Source organism: Pseudomonas sp., assembly GCF_032058845.1.
GTDB lineage: Bacteria > Pseudomonadota > Gammaproteobacteria > Pseudomonadales > Pseudomonadaceae > Aquipseudomonas.
This window is the reverse complement of sequence record NZ_DAMCCR010000004.1, coordinates 36,754-53,658: the sequence shown is the minus strand read 5'-3', so window position 1 is coordinate 53,658 and position 16,905 is coordinate 36,754. Positions and strand designations below refer to the sequence as shown.

The following is a 16,905-nucleotide window of genomic DNA, read 5'->3' as shown; positions in this document are numbered from 1 at the left end:
GCCCCACATGCACCAGCAAAACATTCTCTTCGACCTCGACGGCACGCTCACCGACCCGCGCCTGGGCATCACCCGCTCGATCCAGTACGCGTTGGCCAAGCTGGGCATCGACGAGCCGGACCTGGCGCGCCTGGAACATTTCATCGGCCCGCCACTGCTGCAAGCCTTCATGCTCAATTACGGCTTCGACGAGGCCAAGGCCTGGGAGGCGGTGAATTTCTACCGCGAGCGCTTCCGTGTCACCGGGCTGTACGAGAACCAGGTCTACGCCGGCGTTCCGCAGCTGCTGTCGGCGCTGGGCGAGCAGGGCCGCACGCTGTACATCGCCACCTCCAAGCCGTGGGAGTTCGCCCGCGAGATCGCCCGGCACTTCGCCTTCGATCAGCATTTCAAGGTGATCTACGGCAGCGAACTGGATGGCACCCGCACCAACAAGGTCGAGCTGATCCGCCACCTGCTCGATGAGGAAGGCCTGGACCCCGCCCAGACCCTGATGATCGGCGACCGCAAGCATGACCTCATCGGCGCGCGCAGCAATGGCCTGCAAGCGGCGGCGGTGGGCTATGGGTTCGGCACCCCTGAAGAGCTGCAGGCCGAGGCGCCGGCCTTCCACTTCGAGACCCTGGCGCAGCTGCATCAGGCCTTCGTCAGTCGCTGACGGCCTGGCGCGGTGGGGCAAGCTGCTGCAACTGCGCGGTACGCACCGCCGCTGGCAGCCGCCCCAGTTCGGCAACGCGCCGATGAAAGCGTTGCCAGTCACCATCGACCTGCTTGAATACTGCGGCAAATGCCGGCACCCACTGATCGTAGAGGCCGAAGGGCAGCAGCTTGGCGTTGTTCAAGGGGCCGTAGATCCAGGCATCGTATCGGCCGTCGCCGTGCCACTGGCCATCGCGCAGCTGTCGATAGTCGGCGCGCAAGCGCGCGAATTCAGCCTGTTTGGCCGCCCGCTTGGCGATGTCATCCTCGGGGCCTGCGTAAATCAATTCGAGTCGCGCGCGGCTGGCCAATACCAGGTGAATGAACTGCTCGCGCTGGCGCAGACCCTCGTCGCTGACGGCCTTCAAGCCACGCGCGGCGCGCCACTGGCGGGTGCCTTCCTGCTCGACGAAGGTGGCGTAGGACTCGTTGAAGGCGGTGTCGTCCTGCACATACACCTGCTGGTGCGACAGCTCGTGGAAGATCAGCGTGGCCAGGCGCTCATCACCCCAGCCGAGCATCGAAGACAGGATCGGGTCATCGAACCAGCCCAAGGTCGAATAGGCCTCCACACCGCCGACGTACACGTCCAATCCGTCCTGACGCAGCAGCGCCGCCGCACCACGAGCAGCCCCCTGGCGGTAGTACCCGCGATAGGCCACGCACCCGGCGATGGGAAAGCAGTGGGTGATCGGCTGCAATGACAGCTCAGGGGTCGCGAACACGTTCCACACCACGAAGGGTCGGCCCAGGTCGGCGTACACCCGGTAGCTCTGGTTGTCTGGCAAGTGCAGGTGCTGGCTGGCAAAAACGCGGGCGGCTTCGGCACGTTGCAGGTGCTGACGCAGGGCAGGGCGGGTGCGTGGATCAGCCACCACGCGGGCCGCCGGCTGGCGGGTGCGCAGCAGCTGCCACTGGCCTTCGGCGAGTTGGCCGTAGTAGCCCAAGGCGCTGCAACCGCTCAGCAGAAGCACCGCGAAGGCGGGAACAAAGCACCTGAAAATGCAGTCCAGAGCCCCGCGGCCAGAGCGCTCGAACAGAAACAGTCGAAGCTTCAAGGGTGTCGATCTCGCTCAATGGCCAATGCATCCAAGCCTATCTTGCCCCGGGGGAGCTTTGCCATGCGTACGCTGGTTACCGTCAGCAGCCTGTTGCTGCTATCTGCGTGTTCCACACTGCCTGATCCTGATCCGCAACAAGCCTGGATCGATCTGGCGCCCCACGAAGACACCTCGCTCGATGCCGTGCAGGTCGATGAGCGGGACTGGGCCGACACGCGCTATTTCGAAGTACCACCGGGCAAGCATGAGCTGACCGTGCGCTATCAGTTTGCCGTGGCACCGAGCAACATCGGCGCCGTCGATGCGCCGCTGCAGCGTGATTGCCAGCTCAATGTGTCCTTCAAGGATTTCAACGCCGGTGAGCGTTACCGTTTGCAGGCGGGCAACACGGGCTTTCATCCGTGGATCAAGCTTTACGATGAGCGCCAGAAGCTGATCGGCCAGGGGCTGCCGGCCGGTTGCCAACGTACGTGATACGCACGGTTTGGCGCTATGCTGCAAGCGTGACCCCCTGAGGAGATTGACCATGCGCCAGCCCATGATGCTGCTCGCCTTCACCGTATTGGGAGGGTGCGCCAGCCCGCTGCCGCCCGTCGATCCGAAACAGGCCTGGGTAGACCTCTACACCATTACCCCTGGCCGACTGCTGATGGCCGATCGCCTGGATGGCGAGCGTCTGAACGATGGCCGTTATTTTCAGGTGAGCCCCGGCAAGCACGAGCTCGTGGTGCGTTTCGACTATGAGGTGTACTCGGGCGGGATCTCCACCAACCCCACCGACCGCACCTGTTACCTGACCGTGCGCTTCAATCAGTTCAAGGCCGGTGAACGCTACCGCCTCGAGGCCCGCGCGCCGGCCATGCAGCCGCGGATCTACCTGTACGACGCGCAGCGCACCGTGCTGGTCGACGAAGCCAGTCGCATCTTTTGCGTGCCATGAATGAAAATGCCCGGCCTCGAATACGAGGCCGGGCGGTCCGATCAGGCGTTACTGATCGTTTTTCTGGTAAATGATCTTCTGGGTCTGATTGTCACAGCTGCCCACCACCATGTTGGGGTCGGACACTTCGCCGTTGGGGACGATTTCCAAGGTATAGGACGTCACACCGCTGGCCTGGATCTTGGCCTCGATCTCGGCCTTGAGTTCTTCGCACGGCTTGGGCGCCGCCAAAGTGACAGTTGCCATCAGGGATGCCAGCACAGCGATTGCGAGGCGAATCATGGAACGGCTCCGGTAGTGGCAGGCGAGCTGCCGATACGCAGTAGACTACAGCAAGCCGTTCCAGTTGCCGTGATCAGGACACCAGGGTGGCGTCCAGGGTGATCTTGGCGTTCAGCACCTTCGACACCGGGCAGCCTTCCTTCGCCTTGTTGGCGATCTCTTTGAACTGCGCGTCAGTCGCGCCGGGCACCTTGGCTTGCAAGGTCAGGTGAATCGCGGTGATGGCAAAACCGCCGTCCTGTTTTTCCAAGGTCACTTCGGCCTTGGTGTCGATGCGCTCCGGGGTCAGCTGGGATTCGCCCAGCATCATCGACAGGGCCATCGAGAAGCAGCCGGCATGCGCCGCGCCGATCAACTCTTCAGGATTGGTGCCTGCCTGGCCTTCAAAGCGGGTATTGAAGCCATAGGGGTTGTGCTTCAGCGCGCCGCTTTCAGTGGACAGCTGACCCTTACCTTTTTTGACGTCGCCTTCCCAGATCGCCGATGCAGTCTTCTTGATGCTCATGATGCCTCCTGGATAGTGGTGAAGTACTGAAAATCAGAGGACACCTCTGACAGCAAGTTCAGACCAATCCCTGCCCCAGCATTGAATCGACCGATTCTGCCCATACTGAGTCATAAGGGCATCGGCCCTGTACGCAAAACGCCTGCCCAATCGCAGGCTTTTTGCGTACAGGGCCCAAGCCCACCATTTTCAGCGGAGGCTCCCATGACGGCTTTGTCCGACTTCAACTATTCAGTGCTCGACCTGGTGCCCGTGCGTGATGACGCCGGGCCCGCACAGTCGCTGCACAATTCGCTCGACCTCGCCCGCCACGCCGAACGCCTGGGCTACAACCGCTTCTGGGTGGCCGAGCACCACAACATGGATGGCATTGCCAGTTCCGCCACGGCGGTGCTGATCGGTTACCTGGCCGGTGGCACCTCGAGCATTCGCGTGGGCTCGGGTGGGGTCATGCTGCCCAACCACGCCCCGCTGGTCATCGCCGAGCAGTTCGGCACCCTGGCCAGCCTGTATCCGGGCCGTATCGACCTGGGCTTGGGGCGCGCCCCAGGCTCGGACCAGATGACCGCCCGCGCGCTGCGCCGGGAACGCTCCGGCAGCGCAGATGATTTTCCCGAAGACGTCGAAGAACTGTCGCGTTACCTCGGCCCGCGTACCGATGATCAAAAAGTGATCGCCGTGCCGGGGTATGACACCGATGTGCCGCTGTGGCTGCTCGGTTCGAGCCTGTACAGCGCGCAATTGGCGGGCATGCGCGGATTGCCCTACGCCTTCGCCTCGCATTTTGCGCCGCGCTACCTGCATGAAGCGATCCGCACCTACCGTAACCACTTCAAGCCCTCGACGGTGCTGGACAAGCCCTACGTCATGCTCGGCGTGCCGATGGTGGTGGCCGAAACCGATGAGCACGCCGAGTACCTGGCCACGTCGGTGTACCAGCGGATTCTGGCGCTGATGCGCGGGCAGAGCCTGATGCAGCGCCCACCGGTCAAGAGCATGGACGGCCTGTGGCTGCCCCATGAGCGCGAAGCGGTCAGCAGTTTCCTCGGCCTGGCGATGATCGGCAGCCCACAGAAGGTCAAGGCGAAGGTGGACGTGTTGCTGGAACAGACCGGCGCAGACGAGCTGATCTTTACCTGTGACCTGTATGAGCACGCCGACCGGTTGCGGTCGTACGAACTGCTGGCGCAGGCGCTCAAGCAGGCCTGATAGCTAAGTGCGTGGCCTGGCGGCCACGCCTTGACGCTAAAGCTCGACCCTCGATTCAATCGCGACGGTAGACGATTTCCTTGGTTCCACCTTCGCAACTACCGATGACCTTGCCTTCAGGTGTGCCCTTGTCGACCACATCCAGGGTGTAGTGCTGCACCCCTTTGGCATCGAGCTTGGCGGCGATCTCCGCCTTGAGCTCTTCGCACGGTTTGCCGGCTGCCAGAGCACCGGTCGCCAACATCATCAGGCCAGAGGCCAATAGCAACTTCTTCATCAACGGCTTTCCTTGTACAGATGAAAATCGGATTACAACGGTAGACCTGGTCTTGGGAATGGCGCTCCGGCAAACGCGTGCGCAGCATTCCACATGACGGATACAGCCAGAACCGCAGAGCGCGGTAGCTCGCGAGAGGCTGCCAGGCAACCCTACGCGAACGAACCGCTGTCTCCCACGCAAAGACGTTCAACACTGCAACGCGTCACCCAGCGGAACAGGGCATCGAGCCACAGCAGTGTCACGCTCAGGCAAGGGACTCCTCAGCTTTGAACGATCTTGAAGCCGACTTTCAAGGTGACCTGAAAATGGCCGACCTTGTTGTCTTCGATGTGGCCACGGGTTTCCGTCACCTCGAACCACTCCATGTTCTTCAGGCTGCTGCTGGCCTCTGCCAGGGCATTGTTGATCGCGTCTTCGATGCTGGTGCGCGACGATCCGACCAGTTCGACTTTCTTGTAAGTGTGATGATCACTCATGAACATGCTCCTAGGATGGCTTGACGGTGCCTGGCGACGCAGGCCTGGTCTTCCTGCGAGCCGTATCGGAAGGAAAAAGTTCGATTGCACTTTCGCGCAGGCTCGCAGTCGCATTCCGTACATCCCCTACCACTGCTAAGGAGCAACACCATGGCTCGCAACTCACTGCGCAAGACGTCGCTGGAAAGCATGGAAGCCGAGATCGAAAGCCTGCTCAGCACTCTGGAGACCCTCAAGCACGACGCCACTGACGAGTCGCACAAGACCATCAAGGCGATCCGTGGCAATGCCGAAAACGCCCTGCGTCATTCCCGCGGCCTGATCAGCGATGCCTACGAAGAAGTGAAGACCCGCACCAAGGAAACCGGCATCGCTGCCCGCGATTACGCTCAAGAGCGCCCATTGGCCACCGCTGGCGTTGCGATTGGCGCCCTGGGCTTGCTGGCTGCCTGGCTGATCTGCCGCCGCGACTGATCGAGCTGGCGCTCAACTGAGCTGGCGCTGCAACTCGCAGCGCAGCCACTGCGCCAGTTGCTCGGCGCGCCCGTCTGCGGCGCGCCGCGGCACCCACAGTGCCAAGGCAGCCTTCGTTGGGGTAAAGCCCCACGGCGCCGCCAGCCGGCCTGCCCGGATGTCATCGGCCACCAGAGGCTCCGGCGCAATCGCCACACCCAATCCCGCCACTGCCGCCTCCAACAGGTAATACAGGTGCTCGAACGCCTGGCCCAGTTGCAACTGCGCGGCCGCCAGCCCCTGCTCCTGCGCCCAGCTAGGCCACGCCTGCGGCCTTGAGGTGGTGTGCAGCAGCGATTGATCGAGCAGCGCCGTTACGGGCGCCTCATGCAGCCGCACGAAGCCGGCGAAATGCGGGCTCAGTACCGGGCCAATGCGCTCTTCGAGTAGCACATGCACATGCATGTCGACCGGCCACGGCGGTTCGGCATAAACCAGCAGCGCGTCCAGACCGGGGCGGCGCGGGTCGAGATCGCCTTCACCGGCAGACAGATGCAGACGCAGCGCTGGCAGATCGGCTCTGAGCCGGCCCAGGCGCGGAATGAACCAACGGGCCAGCAAGCTTCCCGAGCACCCCAGTACGAACGGCGCCTCGCGCCCAGCGCGGCCCAGTTGCGTACAGACGCTGCGCAACCGGTCGAATGCCTCACGACTGGCGTCGCGCAGCCGCAGCCCTTCATCTGTGAGTTTGATGCCGCGCCCGTCTTTCACGAACAGCGCGACGCCCAGGTGCGTTTCGAGCACCTTGATCTGCCGGCTTACCGCGCCGTGGGTAACATGCAGCGCTTCGGCGGCCTGGCTGACGCTGTTGAGTCGGGCGGTCGCTTCAAAGGCACGCAAGGCATTCAGGGGAGGGAGATCATCGGCCATGGACTTGTGAGTTTTCCTGACAGGTTTGCGCAATCTTATCGGTTTTCAGCGGGCGCTGGCGTGGGTAGAGTAAAGCCCATCACTCATTCATCACGCCCTGGAGCCCCCATGACCCAGACTCAATACCGCGCCGGCCCTGATGCCAACGGCCTGTTCGGCGCATTCGGTGGCCGCTATGTGGCAGAAACCCTGATGCCGCTGGTACTCGACCTTGCCCGCGAATACGAAGCCGCCAAGGCCGATCCAGCGTTTCTCGAAGAGCTGGCGTACTTCCAGCGTGATTACATTGGCCGTCCCAACCCGTTGTATTTCGCCGAACGCCTGACCGAGCACTGCGGCGGCGCGAAGATCTACTTCAAGCGCGAAGAGCTCAACCACACCGGCGCACACAAGGTTAACAACTGCATCGGCCAGGTGCTGCTGGCCCGGCGCATGGGTAAAAAGCGCCTGATCGCCGAAACCGGCGCCGGCATGCATGGTGTGGCTACCGCCACCGTCGCCGCGCGTTTTGGCATTCCTTGCGTGATCTACATGGGCGCCACCGACATCGAGCGCCAGCAGGCCAACGTGTTCCGCATGAAGCTGCTGGGCGCTGAAATCGTGCCGGTGACTGCCGGTACCGGCACCCTGAAAGACGCCATGAACGAGGCCCTGCGTGACTGGGTCACCAATGTCGAAGACACCTTCTACCTGATCGGTACGGTCGCCGGCCCGCACCCGTACCCCGCCATGGTGCGTGACTTCCAGTCGATCATCGGCAAGGAAACCCGTGCCCAGATGCAGGAAAAGGAAGGCCGCGTGCCCGACAGCCTGGTGGCCTGCGTGGGCGGTGGCTCGAACGCCATGGGCCTGTTCCATGAGTTCCTTGACGACGCCAGCGTGCAGATCATCGGCGTGGAAGCCGGCGGCCATGGCGTGAGCACCGACAAGCACGCTGCCAGCCTCAACGGCGGTGTGCCGGGCGTGCTGCACGGCAACCGCACCTACCTGCTGCAGGACGACGACGGCCAGATCACCGATGCCCACTCGATCTCCGCCGGCCTGGACTACCCCGGCATCGGCCCGGAGCACGCGTTCCTGCACGAGGTGAAGCGGGTCGAATACGTCAGCATCACCGACCACGAGGCGCTCGACGCCTTCCACGCCAGCTGCCGCCTGGAAGGCATCATTCCTGCCCTGGAAACCGCTCACGCCCTGGCCGAAGCCATGCGCCGCGCGCCTACCTTGCCCAAGGATCACCTGATGGTGGTGTGCTTGTCCGGGCGCGGTGACAAAGACATGCAGACCGTGATGAACCACATGGCCGACCAGGAGAAGCAGGCATGAGCCGTCTCGAACAACGTTTCGCCGACCTGAAGGCCGAAGGCCGCGCAGCCCTGGTGACCTTCGTCACCGCCGGTGACCCGGGCTACGACGCCTCCCTGGCGATCCTCAAAGGCCTGCCGGACGCTGGCGCCGATGTGATCGAGCTGGGCATGCCGTTCACCGATCCGATGGCCGATGGCGTGGCGATTCAGCTCGCCACCCTGCGCGCCCTCGAGGCCGGCCAGAACCTCGCGAAAACCCTGCAGATGGTTCGCGAGTTCCGCACCGGCAACCAGACCACGCCGATCGTACTGATGGGCTACTACAACCCGATCCACCGTTTCGGCGTTCAACGTTTCGTGGCCGATGCCAAGGAAGCCGGCGTCGATGGCCTGATCATCGTCGACCTGCCGCCCGAGCATGACGGCGAGCTGGCCACTCCGGCCCAGGCAGCCGGCATCGACTTCATCCGGCTGACCACGCCAACCACCGACGACGCTCGCCTGCCGCGCGTCCTTGAGCGCAGCTCGGGCTTCGTCTACTACGTGTCGGTGGCGGGTGTCACCGGAGCCGGTTCGGCCACCAGCGAGCATGTCGAAAGCGCCGTTGCCCGCCTGCGTCGGCACACCGACCTGCCCATCAGTGTGGGCTTTGGCATCCGTACGCCTGAGCAGGCCGCTGCCATCGCGCGGTTGGCGGATGGCGTAGTGGTGGGTTCGGCACTGGTCGACAAGATCGCCCAGGCCGAGCATGACGGCCAGGCCGTAGACGATGTGCTGAGCCTGTGCTCGGCATTGGCAGAAGGCGTGCGCAAGGCACGCTGAACCCAGCGCCCAGCCCCGTGACCGTTGATCGGTCGCGGGGCTGTCATTTTTGCCAGTAGCGCAATCCCGGTGCCCACACCACGCTAGCCATTCCTCCGCTGAAGGAACGCTCGCTATGCGCCTGATGATCTGCATTGCCTTGGCGGTTACCGTGGCTGAACCCCTAGTGGCCGCCACGGCCGATCCGCCATTCGAATGTCCGCCACCTGCTTCGATCACCCAGGCCCAAGGTGCAGAAACCAGAATGGGCAAGTGCTCGGAGGGCGGTCCTACCGTCATGGGTTATCACTACAGCGCCTGGAGTCGCAGTGGTGAATGGGCAGGCTTCGTCGAGTCAGCGAACGAGGCCAACCTGCAAACGCTGACGCTGATCAATGCGGTGCTCCATCTGTATCCGCCGCTCTGCCGTTACCGCAACGATGATGAAGTCGAGATCACATTGACCCTGCGGCCCTGACCGAGCACTTCACCCGCCGAACATCGCCAGCTTCAGCGGCCTGACCGCGCCCATCCAGATTGCGTGATCGCGGTGATCGGCCAGGTCGTCCCCCGTCACCGGGTGCAGAAACACCACCAGGCCATTGCGGTACAGCGCCAGCCACGGCAGCACCACACCGACCACTTCCGGGCCGAACGACAGCTGACAACTCCAGTCTGGATGCGGGCCCACCGGCCGTTGGTGCATGTGGCCCATGCTCACCGGAAACAGCCGCGTGGCTTCTTCGCACAACTCGCGGGCGCGCTCGAAGGTGGAGGCGTCGTAATACACGTGGGCGTGGTAACCCTTGATTCTCTGCACGTTGGCCCCTGGCTTGAATGGCTGAACTTTATAGCTGAACGCCAGTATCACTGAAGCGCACGCTCCTGCTCCAGCCAGTCGACGAAACGTTCGATGAGTGCGCTGCGGCGCTTGCGTGGTGGCAGCAGCACGTAATAACCGTGCGCCGAGCGCAGGCTGCCTGCGAGCGGCCGACACAGCAAGCCTTGCTCGATCAGCCCATCGACCAGATGCCGCCAGCCGATGGCCACGCCCTGGCCGGCAATGGCGGCCTGGATCAGCAGGGTGTAGTTGTCGAAACGCAGTTGCCCGGGCGGCGGCGGCGTTGTCACGCCATAGCCGCGAAACAGGCCGGCCCAGTCGAACCAGCGGCTCGCCTGTTGGCCGCGCAGATGCAGCAACGGCAGCTGCTGCAGCGCGGCGGCAGACCACCCCTGGCCGCCGCTCAGACGCGGGCTGCACACCGGGTACACCTCTTCGTCGAACAACCAGCGACTCTCGCCCTGGTGCAGCCGCCCATCGCCAAACAGCACCGCGACGTCGATGTCCGGTCGCAGCATGGCCTGACCACGCTCGCTGGTCACCAGGCTGACATCGACCTGTGGATAAGCCGCGTGGAACCGTTGCAGGCGAGGCATCAACCAGAACGCGGCGAACGCGAAGTCGGTGGCGACCTGCAGCACCTCGCGCTGGCCACGACCGCTGGCCTGGGCCACGCCTTCTTCCAGCGCCTGCAAGCCCAGGTGCACCTGCTCGAACAACGCGGCCCCGGCTTCAGTCAACTCGATACCGCGGTACACCCGGTCGAACAGCCGCGTGTCCAGCTGCGCCTCCAGACGCTTGATCTGCTGGCTGATGGCGGGCTGGGTGGTGCCCAGCATCAGCGCTGCTGCCGTGAAGCTGCGCAAACGGGCTGCCGCCTCGAACACGCGCAAGGTGTCCAGCGACAACTGTGCCAGGTGTTCAAACATAAGCATGGCTAATCCCAGTCATTGCCCGCCATGGGCTTTACCGCAGTTATCCACAGCTCCATGCTCGACGGCAAGCACTCCCCATAACCGTTGACGATGGAAGGCGACCGTGAAGCGACCCAATATCCTGTTCATCATGGCCGACCAGATGGCGGCGCCGCTGCTGCCGATCTACGGTGAGTCACCGATCAAGATGCCTCACCTGGCCAGGCTGGCCGAGCACGCTGTGGTGTTCGATTCGGCCTACTGCAACAGCCCGCTGTGTGCGCCATCGCGCTTCACGCTGGTCAGTGGCCAGTTGCCCAGCCGCATCGGCGCCTACGACAACGCCGCCGACTTTCCCGCCGACATTCCCACCTACGCCCACTACCTGCGCCGCCTGGGCTACCACACAGCGCTGTCGGGCAAGATGCATTTCTGCGGCCCGGACCAGCTGCACGGCTACGAAGAACGCCTGACCAGTGACATCTACCCGGCCGACTACGGCTGGGCGGTGAACTGGGACGCACCGGACGAGCGCCCGAGCTGGTACCACAACATGGCCTCGGTGCTGCAGGCCGGCCCGTGCGTGCGCACCAATCAGCTGGATTTCGATGAAGAAGTGGTGTTCAAGGCGCGCCAGTACCTCTACGACCGAGTGCGTGAGGACGACGACCGGCCTTTCTGCCTGACCGTGTCGATGACCCACCCTCACGACCCCTACACCATTCCCCGCAGCTACTGGGACCTGTACCAGGACGTCGACATTCCCATGCCCCGCGACAGCCTCGACCAGCACGCGCAGGACCCGCATTCACAGCGGCTGCTGAAGGTCTACGACCTGTGGGACAAGCCGCTGCCCGCAAGCAAGGTCCGCGATGCCCGCCGTGCCTACTTCGGCGCCTGCAGTTACATCGATGACAACATCGGCAAGCTGCTCGCCACGCTGGAAGAGTGCAACCTGGCGGACGACACCCTGATCGTGTTCTCGGGCGATCACGGCGACATGCTCGGCGAGCGGGGCCTCTGGTACAAGATGCACTGGTTCGAGATGTCGGCGCGGGTGCCGCTGCTGGTCCATGCGCCGAAGCACTTCCCGGCCGCGCGGGTTGCCGCCTCGGTCTCGACCTGCGACCTGCTGCCCACCCTGGTGGAACTGGCCGGGGGCGCGGTCGAGCCTGATCTTCATCTCGATGGCCGCTCGTTGCTCGGCCACCTGCAAGGGCAGGGCGGGCATGACGAGGTGATCGGCGAGTACATGGCTGAAGGCACGGTCGGCCCGCTGATGATGATTCGCCGCGGCGACTACAAGTTCGTGTACAGCGAAGACGACCCTTGTCTACTCTACGACCTGAGCCGCGACCCGCACGAGCGGGAGAACCTCACCGGCAGCGCCGACCATCAGGCGCTGCTGCAGGCATTCGTCGACGAAGCCAGGCAACGCTGGGACGTTCCAGCGCTGCGCCAGCAAGTGCTGGCCAGCCAGCGTCGTCGGCGCCTGGTTGGCCAGGCCCTGGCCATCGGCAAGCTGACCAGCTGGGACCACCAACCCTGGGTGGATGCCAGCCAGCAGTACATGCGTAACCACATCGATCTCGACGACCTCGAGCGCAAGGCACGTTATCCACAGCCCGCCCCCCTGGATTGAACAGAGAGACCTTCATGAGCAAATACCCTGCAGTCTTCGTCGCCCTGGCCCTCGGCCTTGGCGCCACCGCAGCTCACGCAGCCAGCGATGCCCAGTGCGACACGGTGAAAATGGCCGACCCGGGCTGGAGCGACATCGCCTCGACCAACGCCGTTGCCCGCCTGCTGCTGGAGAACCTCGGCTACAAGGTAAAGATCGACAGCCTGGCCGTGCCGATCATCTACGGCGGGCTCAAGGACGGCAAAGTCGATGCGTTCCTTGGTAACTGGATGCCGGCCCAGCAGGGTTTCCACGACAAGTTCGTCGCCAGCGGCGAAGTGCAACGGCTGTCGCAGAACCTGGATGGCACCGAGTTCACCCTGGCCGTGCCGGACTACGTGTGGGAGGCGGGGGTGAAGGACTTTGCCGACCTGCAGAAGAACGCCGACAAGTTCGACAGCAAACTCTATGGCATCAGCGCAGGCTCCCCGGCCAACCTGTCGCTCAAGGACATCATCGACAAGAACACCTTCAACCTGGGCAAATGGACGCTGGTGGAATCTAGCGAACAGGCCATGCTCACCCAGGTCAAAAAGGCTGTTAAGAACAAGAAGTTCATCACCTTCCTCGGCTGGACGCCGCACCCGATGAACGTGCAGCTGAAGATGCACTACCTCACCGGGGGCGAGCAGTGGTTCGGCAAACAGGGGCAGGTCTATACGCTGGTGCGCAATAACTACGCGAAACAGTGCCCCAATCCGGCCAAGCTGCTGAGCAACCTGAGTTTCACCCTGGAGATGGAGAACGCCATCATGGCCGAGGTGGTGGACAAGAAGGTCAGCGTCGACAAGGCTGCCAGGGCCTGGGTCAAGGCGCATCCACAGGTGCTCGATGCCTGGCTGGCCGGGGTCACGCGCAAAGATGGCGGCGATGGGCTGAGTGCAGTCAAGTCTGCGCTGTAGGGCCAGGTGAAATGCCCTGCGACAACGGTCATGCCGAGTGAAAACAGGCGGGGGCACTGCGTCACAGCCCGCTTCCCAGACCAGGCGCCCCACCTGTTTTCAACGAAGCAAGACCAGGTATCAGGGCTTTTCGTACAGAGCCTGTTCATGGGCGAGGCGCAGACCGGTACTTGCACTGGATGCGCCCGCCATCCACCCTCCGGTACACCTCGCCTGTGGATCGACTGCCCATGCACCGCCTGACCCGCCTGCTGCCCTTTCTCGCCTGGCTGCCGCATCAGTCTCGCCGCAGCCTGGGGCAGGACCTGCTGGTAGGCCTGAGTGGCGCCATCCTGGCGTTGCCGCAGTCGATTGCCTACGCGCTGATCGCCGGCCTGCCTGCCGAGTACGGCCTCTACGCCGCCATCGTTCCGGTGATCATCGCTTGCCTGTGGGGCTCGTCGTGGCACCTGATCTGCGGCCCGACTGCCGCCATTTCCATCGTGCTGTACGCCAGCATCAGCCCGCTGGCGCTCAGCGGCAGCGATGATTACGTGACCCTGGTGCTGTTGCTGACCTTTCTGGCCGGCATCTTCCAGTGGTTGCTGGGCTTGTTGCGCTTCGGCACCGTGGTCAACTTCGTCTCGCAGTCGGTGGTGCTGGGCTTCACCCTGGGTGCGGCAGTGGTCATCGCGTTGGGCCAACTGCCAAACCTGCTGGGCCTCGACCTGCCAAGTGAGGCTACCGCACTGAAATCGCTGCAGGCGTTGCTCAGCCATGCCGGTGAGGTAGACGTGCCGTCACTGTCCCTTGGGCTGGCCACCCTGCTCATCGGCCTGTGGATAAAACTGCTGCGCCCGCGCTGGCCGGGTTTGCTGATCAGCCTGGTGACGGTCAGCCTGGTGGCCTGGGCGCTGCCGAGCCTGTTTGGCCATGTGCCGCGGGTGCCAGCGTTCACCGGCCAGTTACCGCCGCTCAGCCCGCTGCCACTGCTGGACATCGAACTGATCCTGCGACTGCTGCCCAGTGCGGTGGCGGTGGGCATGCTGGGCCTGGTCACCAGCCTGTCGATTGCCCGCTCGCTGTCGGCGCGCTCCGAGCAACTGGTCGATGCCGACCAGGAAATTCGCGGGCAGGGTGTGTCGAACATGGTCGGTGCGTTTTTTTCCGGTTACCTGTCTGCCGGCTCCTTCACCCGTTCCGGGCTGAATCTCGAGGCCGGGGCGCGCTCGCCGATGGCCGGGGTGTGCTCGGCGTTGTGGGTGGCCGTGTTCGCAATGGTGGGGGCCGGGCTGATCGCGCACCTGCCGATCCCGGCCATGGCGGGCAGCATTCTGCTGATCTGCTGGGGCCTGATCGATCACCGCGCCGTGCGGGCGTTGTTCCGGGTGAGCCGCTCGGAGTTTCTGGTGATGCTGCTCACCGCCGCCGCCACCTTGCTGCTGGAACTGCAGACGGCGATCTATGCAGGGGTGCTGGCGTCGCTGTTCTTCTACCTCAAGCGCACCTCGCGGCCACGCCTGCTGCAGAGCCGTGACGGCGACACCGACCTGTTGCGCGTAGGCGGCTCGATCTTCTTCGGCGCCGCCCATTACCTGCAGGTGCGCCTGCAGCGCTGCCAGGGCCCGCATGTGGTGATCGATGCCCGGCAGATCAACTTCATCGACTATTCCGGCGTGGACATGCTGCACCGTGAAGCCCGCCGCCTGAACCGCACTGGCGGCAGCCTGACGCTGCTGAGGGCGCCGGTGCAGGTGATCGAGGAATTACAGAAGCTCGAAGGCACCGAGGCCTGCCCGATCCTGTTCAGGGACTGAACGGACCGGGCGTCACTCACGGGTCATCAGCCGAGGGCCAGTTGCCGACGCAGCTCGGCGAGCACCGGCCCGGTCTGCGGCCGCACGCCGCGCCAGACATGGAACGCTTCCGCGGCCTGCTCCACCAGCATGCCCAGGCCGTCGAGCACCTTGGCAGCGCCCAGGCGTTCGGCCCAGAGGCAGAACGGCGTGGGTGCCTTGCCGTACATCATGTCGTAGCAGAACGTGCGGCCGGATTCGACCAGGCTGTCGGCCAGCGGCGGCAGCTCGCCGGCCAGACTCGCGGAGGTGGCGTTGATGATCAGGTCAACGGGTTCGTGCAACCCGGCAAAGCCGCTGGCCACGATCGGCCCCAGGTCGGCGAACTCGTGGGCCAGTTGCTCGGCCTTTTCCACGGTGCGGTTGGCCACCACCAGCGATTGCGGGCGCAGCGCCAGGATCGGTTCAAGTACGCCGCGCACCGCGCCGCCGGCCCCGAGAATGAGGATGCGCTTGCCGGTCAGGTCGAGCCCGGCGTTGAGTGTAAGGTCACGCACCAGGCCAGCCCCGTCGGTGTTGTCACCGCGCAGGCTGCCGTCAGCGAGCTTGCTCAGGGTATTCACCGCCCCTGCGCGCTGGGCGCGGGCGGTGAGGCTGTCGCACAGGCGATAAGCCTCCTCCTTGAACGGCACGGTCACGTTGGCACCCTGGCCGAGCTTGAAGAAGCCCAGCGCGCAGTCGGTGAATTCATCGAGCGGCGCCAGCAGTGTGGTGTAGGCAAGGTCTTCACCGGTCTGCGCGGCGAACAGTCGCTGGATCAGCGGCGACTTGCTGTGACCGATGGGGTTACCGAAAACAACGTATTGGTCCATGGGCAGGGCTCCTCGGTTATCCACAGGTTGGCTCGGTCAGCCAGTCGCGGTCTTGCAGGAAGTAGTCGGTCAGGCGCGCTTCTTCACTGCCTGGCGCCGGTTTCCAGTCGTAGCCCCAGCGCACCTGTGGCGGCAGCGACATGAGGATCGACTCGGTACGCCCGCCCGACTGCAGGCCGAACAGCGTGCCGCGGTCATACACTAGGTTGAATTCCACGTAACGGCCACGGCGAAACTCCTGGAATGCCCGCTGTTCGGCCGTGAAGGGCAGGTGCTTGCGGCGCTGCACGATCGGCAGGTACGCCTCCACATAGGCATCACCGATGGCGCGGATGAAGGCGAAGCAGGTGTCGAAGCCCCATTCGTTGAGGTCGTCGAAGAACAGCCCGCCGATGCCGCGCGGCTCGCCGCGGTGCTTGAGGTGGAAGTAGCGGTCGCACCAGGCCTTGTAGCGCGGGTAGACGTCGGCGCCAAAGGGTGCGCAGGCCTGTTCGGCCACCCGGTGCCAGTGGATGCAGTCTTCCTCGTGGCCGTAGTACGGGGTCAGGTCAAAGCCGCCACCAAACCACCAGACCGCTTCCTCACCTTCTTTTTCGGCGATGAAGAAGCGCACGTTGGCGTGGGAAGTGGGCACGTGCGGGCTGTGTGGGTGGATCACCAGCGACACACCCAGGGCTTCGAAGCCGCGCCCGGCCAGCTCGGGGCGGTGAGCGCTGGCCGACGGCGGCAGGCCCGTGCCGAACACGTGGGAAAAATTCACGCCGCCCTTCTCGATGACCTTGCCCTCGCCGATCACCCGCGTGCGCCCGCCGCCGCCTGCTTCACGCACCCAGGCGTCTTCGACGAAGCGGGCGCCGCCGTCTTCACGCTCCAGGGCAGAACAGATGCGGTCTTGCAGATCGAGCAGGTAGGCCTTCACGGCCTCGGTGCGGCTGGACATTGGATCACCTGGAAGGGGAGGAAAACATTCGCCGGGT

At 64.1% G+C, this 16,905-nt stretch carries 21 protein-coding genes; 11 read left to right on the top strand and 10 right to left on the bottom strand.

All coding sequences use genetic code 11. The features are described 5' to 3' along the window. Nucleotides 1-7: 7 nt before the first annotated feature. A complete protein-coding gene (locus tag RT028_RS01645) occupies nucleotides 8-658 on the top strand; it encodes an HAD family hydrolase (protein WP_312931710.1) in 651 nt (216 codons plus the stop codon). On the opposite strand, the gene RT028_RS01640 is transcribed toward RT028_RS01645, so the two are convergent. Next, nucleotides 648-1,739 (bottom strand): aminopeptidase, encoded by a 1,092-nt coding sequence (locus RT028_RS01640; protein WP_312931779.1) that lies wholly within the window; start codon nucleotides 1,737-1,739, stop codon nucleotides 648-650. The genes RT028_RS01645 and RT028_RS01640 overlap by 11 nt on opposite strands. Nucleotides 1,740-1,820: 81 nt before the next feature. On the opposite strand from RT028_RS01640, the gene RT028_RS01635 reads away from it, so the two are divergent. Then, nucleotides 1,821-2,234, top strand: coding sequence for a hypothetical protein (locus RT028_RS01635; RefSeq protein WP_312931708.1), 414 nt, complete (start codon nucleotides 1,821-1,823; stop codon nucleotides 2,232-2,234). Nucleotides 2,235-2,286: 52 nt separating this feature from the next. Then, on the top strand, nucleotides 2,287-2,700 hold the full coding sequence (locus tag RT028_RS01630; protein WP_312931706.1) for a hypothetical protein: 414 nt from the start codon (nucleotides 2,287-2,289) through the stop codon (nucleotides 2,698-2,700). Nucleotides 2,701-2,748: 48 nt separating this feature from the next. Here the strand turns inward: RT028_RS01630 and RT028_RS01625 are convergent, their stop codons facing one another. Both RT028_RS01625 and RT028_RS01620 read right to left on the bottom strand, forming a co-directional pair. Beyond that, on the bottom strand, nucleotides 2,749-2,982 hold the full coding sequence (locus RT028_RS01625) for a DUF1161 domain-containing protein (protein WP_312931704.1): 234 nt from the start codon (nucleotides 2,980-2,982) through the stop codon (nucleotides 2,749-2,751). Nucleotides 2,983-3,055: 73 nt separating this feature from the next. After that, on the bottom strand, nucleotides 3,056-3,487 hold the full coding sequence (locus RT028_RS01620; RefSeq protein WP_312931701.1) for an OsmC family protein: 432 nt from the start codon (nucleotides 3,485-3,487) through the stop codon (nucleotides 3,056-3,058). A gap of 204 nt (nucleotides 3,488-3,691) precedes the next feature. On the opposite strand from RT028_RS01620, the gene RT028_RS01615 reads away from it, so the two are divergent. Next, nucleotides 3,692-4,696, top strand: coding sequence for an LLM class flavin-dependent oxidoreductase (locus tag RT028_RS01615; RefSeq protein ID WP_312931699.1), 1,005 nt, complete (start codon nucleotides 3,692-3,694; stop codon nucleotides 4,694-4,696). A 55-nt stretch (nucleotides 4,697-4,751) separates the two neighbouring features. Here the strand turns inward: RT028_RS01615 and RT028_RS01610 are convergent, their stop codons facing one another. Next, a complete protein-coding gene (locus tag RT028_RS01610; RefSeq protein WP_312931676.1) occupies nucleotides 4,752-4,973 on the bottom strand; it encodes a DUF1161 domain-containing protein in 222 nt (73 codons plus the stop codon). 263 nt (nucleotides 4,974-5,236) lie between these two features. Continuing rightward, nucleotides 5,237-5,452 carry a dodecin gene (locus RT028_RS01605; protein WP_312931670.1) on the bottom strand — a complete coding sequence of 72 codons (216 nt, stop codon included), beginning with the start codon at nucleotides 5,450-5,452 and terminating at the stop codon, nucleotides 5,237-5,239. A gap of 150 nt (nucleotides 5,453-5,602) precedes the next feature. Here RT028_RS01605 and RT028_RS01600 point away from each other — a divergent pair, with 150 nt between their 5' ends. Continuing rightward, the gene (locus tag RT028_RS01600; RefSeq protein ID WP_312931668.1) at nucleotides 5,603-5,926 is read left to right on the top strand and encodes a DUF883 family protein; all 324 of its coding nucleotides are present in this window, start codon (nucleotides 5,603-5,605) and stop codon (nucleotides 5,924-5,926) included. A 12-nt stretch (nucleotides 5,927-5,938) separates the two neighbouring features. On the opposite strand, the gene RT028_RS01595 is transcribed toward RT028_RS01600, so the two are convergent. Then, entirely contained in the window at nucleotides 5,939-6,835 is an 897-nt protein-coding gene (locus RT028_RS01595; protein WP_312931666.1) for a LysR family transcriptional regulator, read from the bottom strand. A gap of 108 nt (nucleotides 6,836-6,943) precedes the next feature. On the opposite strand from RT028_RS01595, the gene trpB reads away from it, so the two are divergent. The 3 genes from trpB to RT028_RS01580 all read left to right on the top strand — a co-directional run bounded on the left by trpB (nucleotide 6,944) and on the right by RT028_RS01580 (nucleotide 9,421). Further along, complete coding sequence (gene trpB / locus RT028_RS01590; RefSeq protein ID WP_312931664.1) at nucleotides 6,944-8,161, top strand: tryptophan synthase subunit beta; 1,218 nt, start codon at nucleotides 6,944-6,946, stop codon at nucleotides 8,159-8,161. Continuing rightward, nucleotides 8,158-8,964: a tryptophan synthase subunit alpha gene (trpA, locus tag RT028_RS01585; RefSeq protein WP_312931662.1), complete on the top strand. Its 807-nt coding sequence runs from the start codon at nucleotides 8,158-8,160 to the stop codon at nucleotides 8,962-8,964. The genes trpB and trpA overlap by 4 nt, the downstream gene beginning before the upstream one ends. 115 nt (nucleotides 8,965-9,079) lie before the next feature. Continuing rightward, complete coding sequence (locus RT028_RS01580) at nucleotides 9,080-9,421, top strand: hypothetical protein (protein WP_312931660.1); 342 nt, start codon at nucleotides 9,080-9,082, stop codon at nucleotides 9,419-9,421. 9 nt (nucleotides 9,422-9,430) lie between these two features. On the opposite strand, the gene RT028_RS01575 is transcribed toward RT028_RS01580, so the two are convergent. Together RT028_RS01575 and RT028_RS01570 are read right to left on the bottom strand one after the other, a co-directional pair. Next, a complete protein-coding gene (locus RT028_RS01575; RefSeq protein WP_312931658.1) occupies nucleotides 9,431-9,763 on the bottom strand; it encodes a DOPA 4,5-dioxygenase family protein in 333 nt (110 codons plus the stop codon). A gap of 47 nt (nucleotides 9,764-9,810) precedes the next feature. Beyond that, complete coding sequence (locus RT028_RS01570) at nucleotides 9,811-10,713, bottom strand: choline sulfate utilization transcriptional regulator (RefSeq protein ID WP_312931777.1); 903 nt, start codon at nucleotides 10,711-10,713, stop codon at nucleotides 9,811-9,813. Nucleotides 10,714-10,822: 109 nt separating this feature from the next. Between RT028_RS01570 and betC the strand changes: the two genes are divergently transcribed. The 3 genes from betC to RT028_RS01555 all read left to right on the top strand — a co-directional run bounded on the left by betC (nucleotide 10,823) and on the right by RT028_RS01555 (nucleotide 15,077). After that, nucleotides 10,823-12,340 carry a choline-sulfatase gene (betC, locus tag RT028_RS01565; RefSeq protein WP_312931656.1) on the top strand — a complete coding sequence of 506 codons (1,518 nt, stop codon included), beginning with the start codon at nucleotides 10,823-10,825 and terminating at the stop codon, nucleotides 12,338-12,340. A 14-nt stretch (nucleotides 12,341-12,354) separates the two neighbouring features. Continuing rightward, nucleotides 12,355-13,281 (top strand): choline ABC transporter substrate-binding protein, encoded by a 927-nt coding sequence (gene choX, locus RT028_RS01560; protein WP_312931653.1) that lies wholly within the window; start codon nucleotides 12,355-12,357, stop codon nucleotides 13,279-13,281. Nucleotides 13,282-13,511: 230 nt separating this feature from the next. Next, complete coding sequence (locus tag RT028_RS01555; RefSeq protein ID WP_312931651.1) at nucleotides 13,512-15,077, top strand: SulP family inorganic anion transporter; 1,566 nt, start codon at nucleotides 13,512-13,514, stop codon at nucleotides 15,075-15,077. Nucleotides 15,078-15,103: 26 nt separating this feature from the next. Here the strand turns inward: RT028_RS01555 and aroE are convergent, their stop codons facing one another. Together aroE and hemF are read right to left on the bottom strand one after the other, a co-directional pair. Then, nucleotides 15,104-15,928 carry a shikimate dehydrogenase gene (gene aroE / locus RT028_RS01550; protein WP_312931649.1) on the bottom strand — a complete coding sequence of 275 codons (825 nt, stop codon included), beginning with the start codon at nucleotides 15,926-15,928 and terminating at the stop codon, nucleotides 15,104-15,106. A 16-nt stretch (nucleotides 15,929-15,944) separates the two neighbouring features. Beyond that, nucleotides 15,945-16,868, bottom strand: a complete 924-nt coding sequence (gene hemF, locus RT028_RS01545; RefSeq protein ID WP_312931647.1) for an oxygen-dependent coproporphyrinogen oxidase — start codon at nucleotides 16,866-16,868, stop codon at nucleotides 15,945-15,947. Between the last annotated feature and the right edge of the window lie 37 nt (nucleotides 16,869-16,905).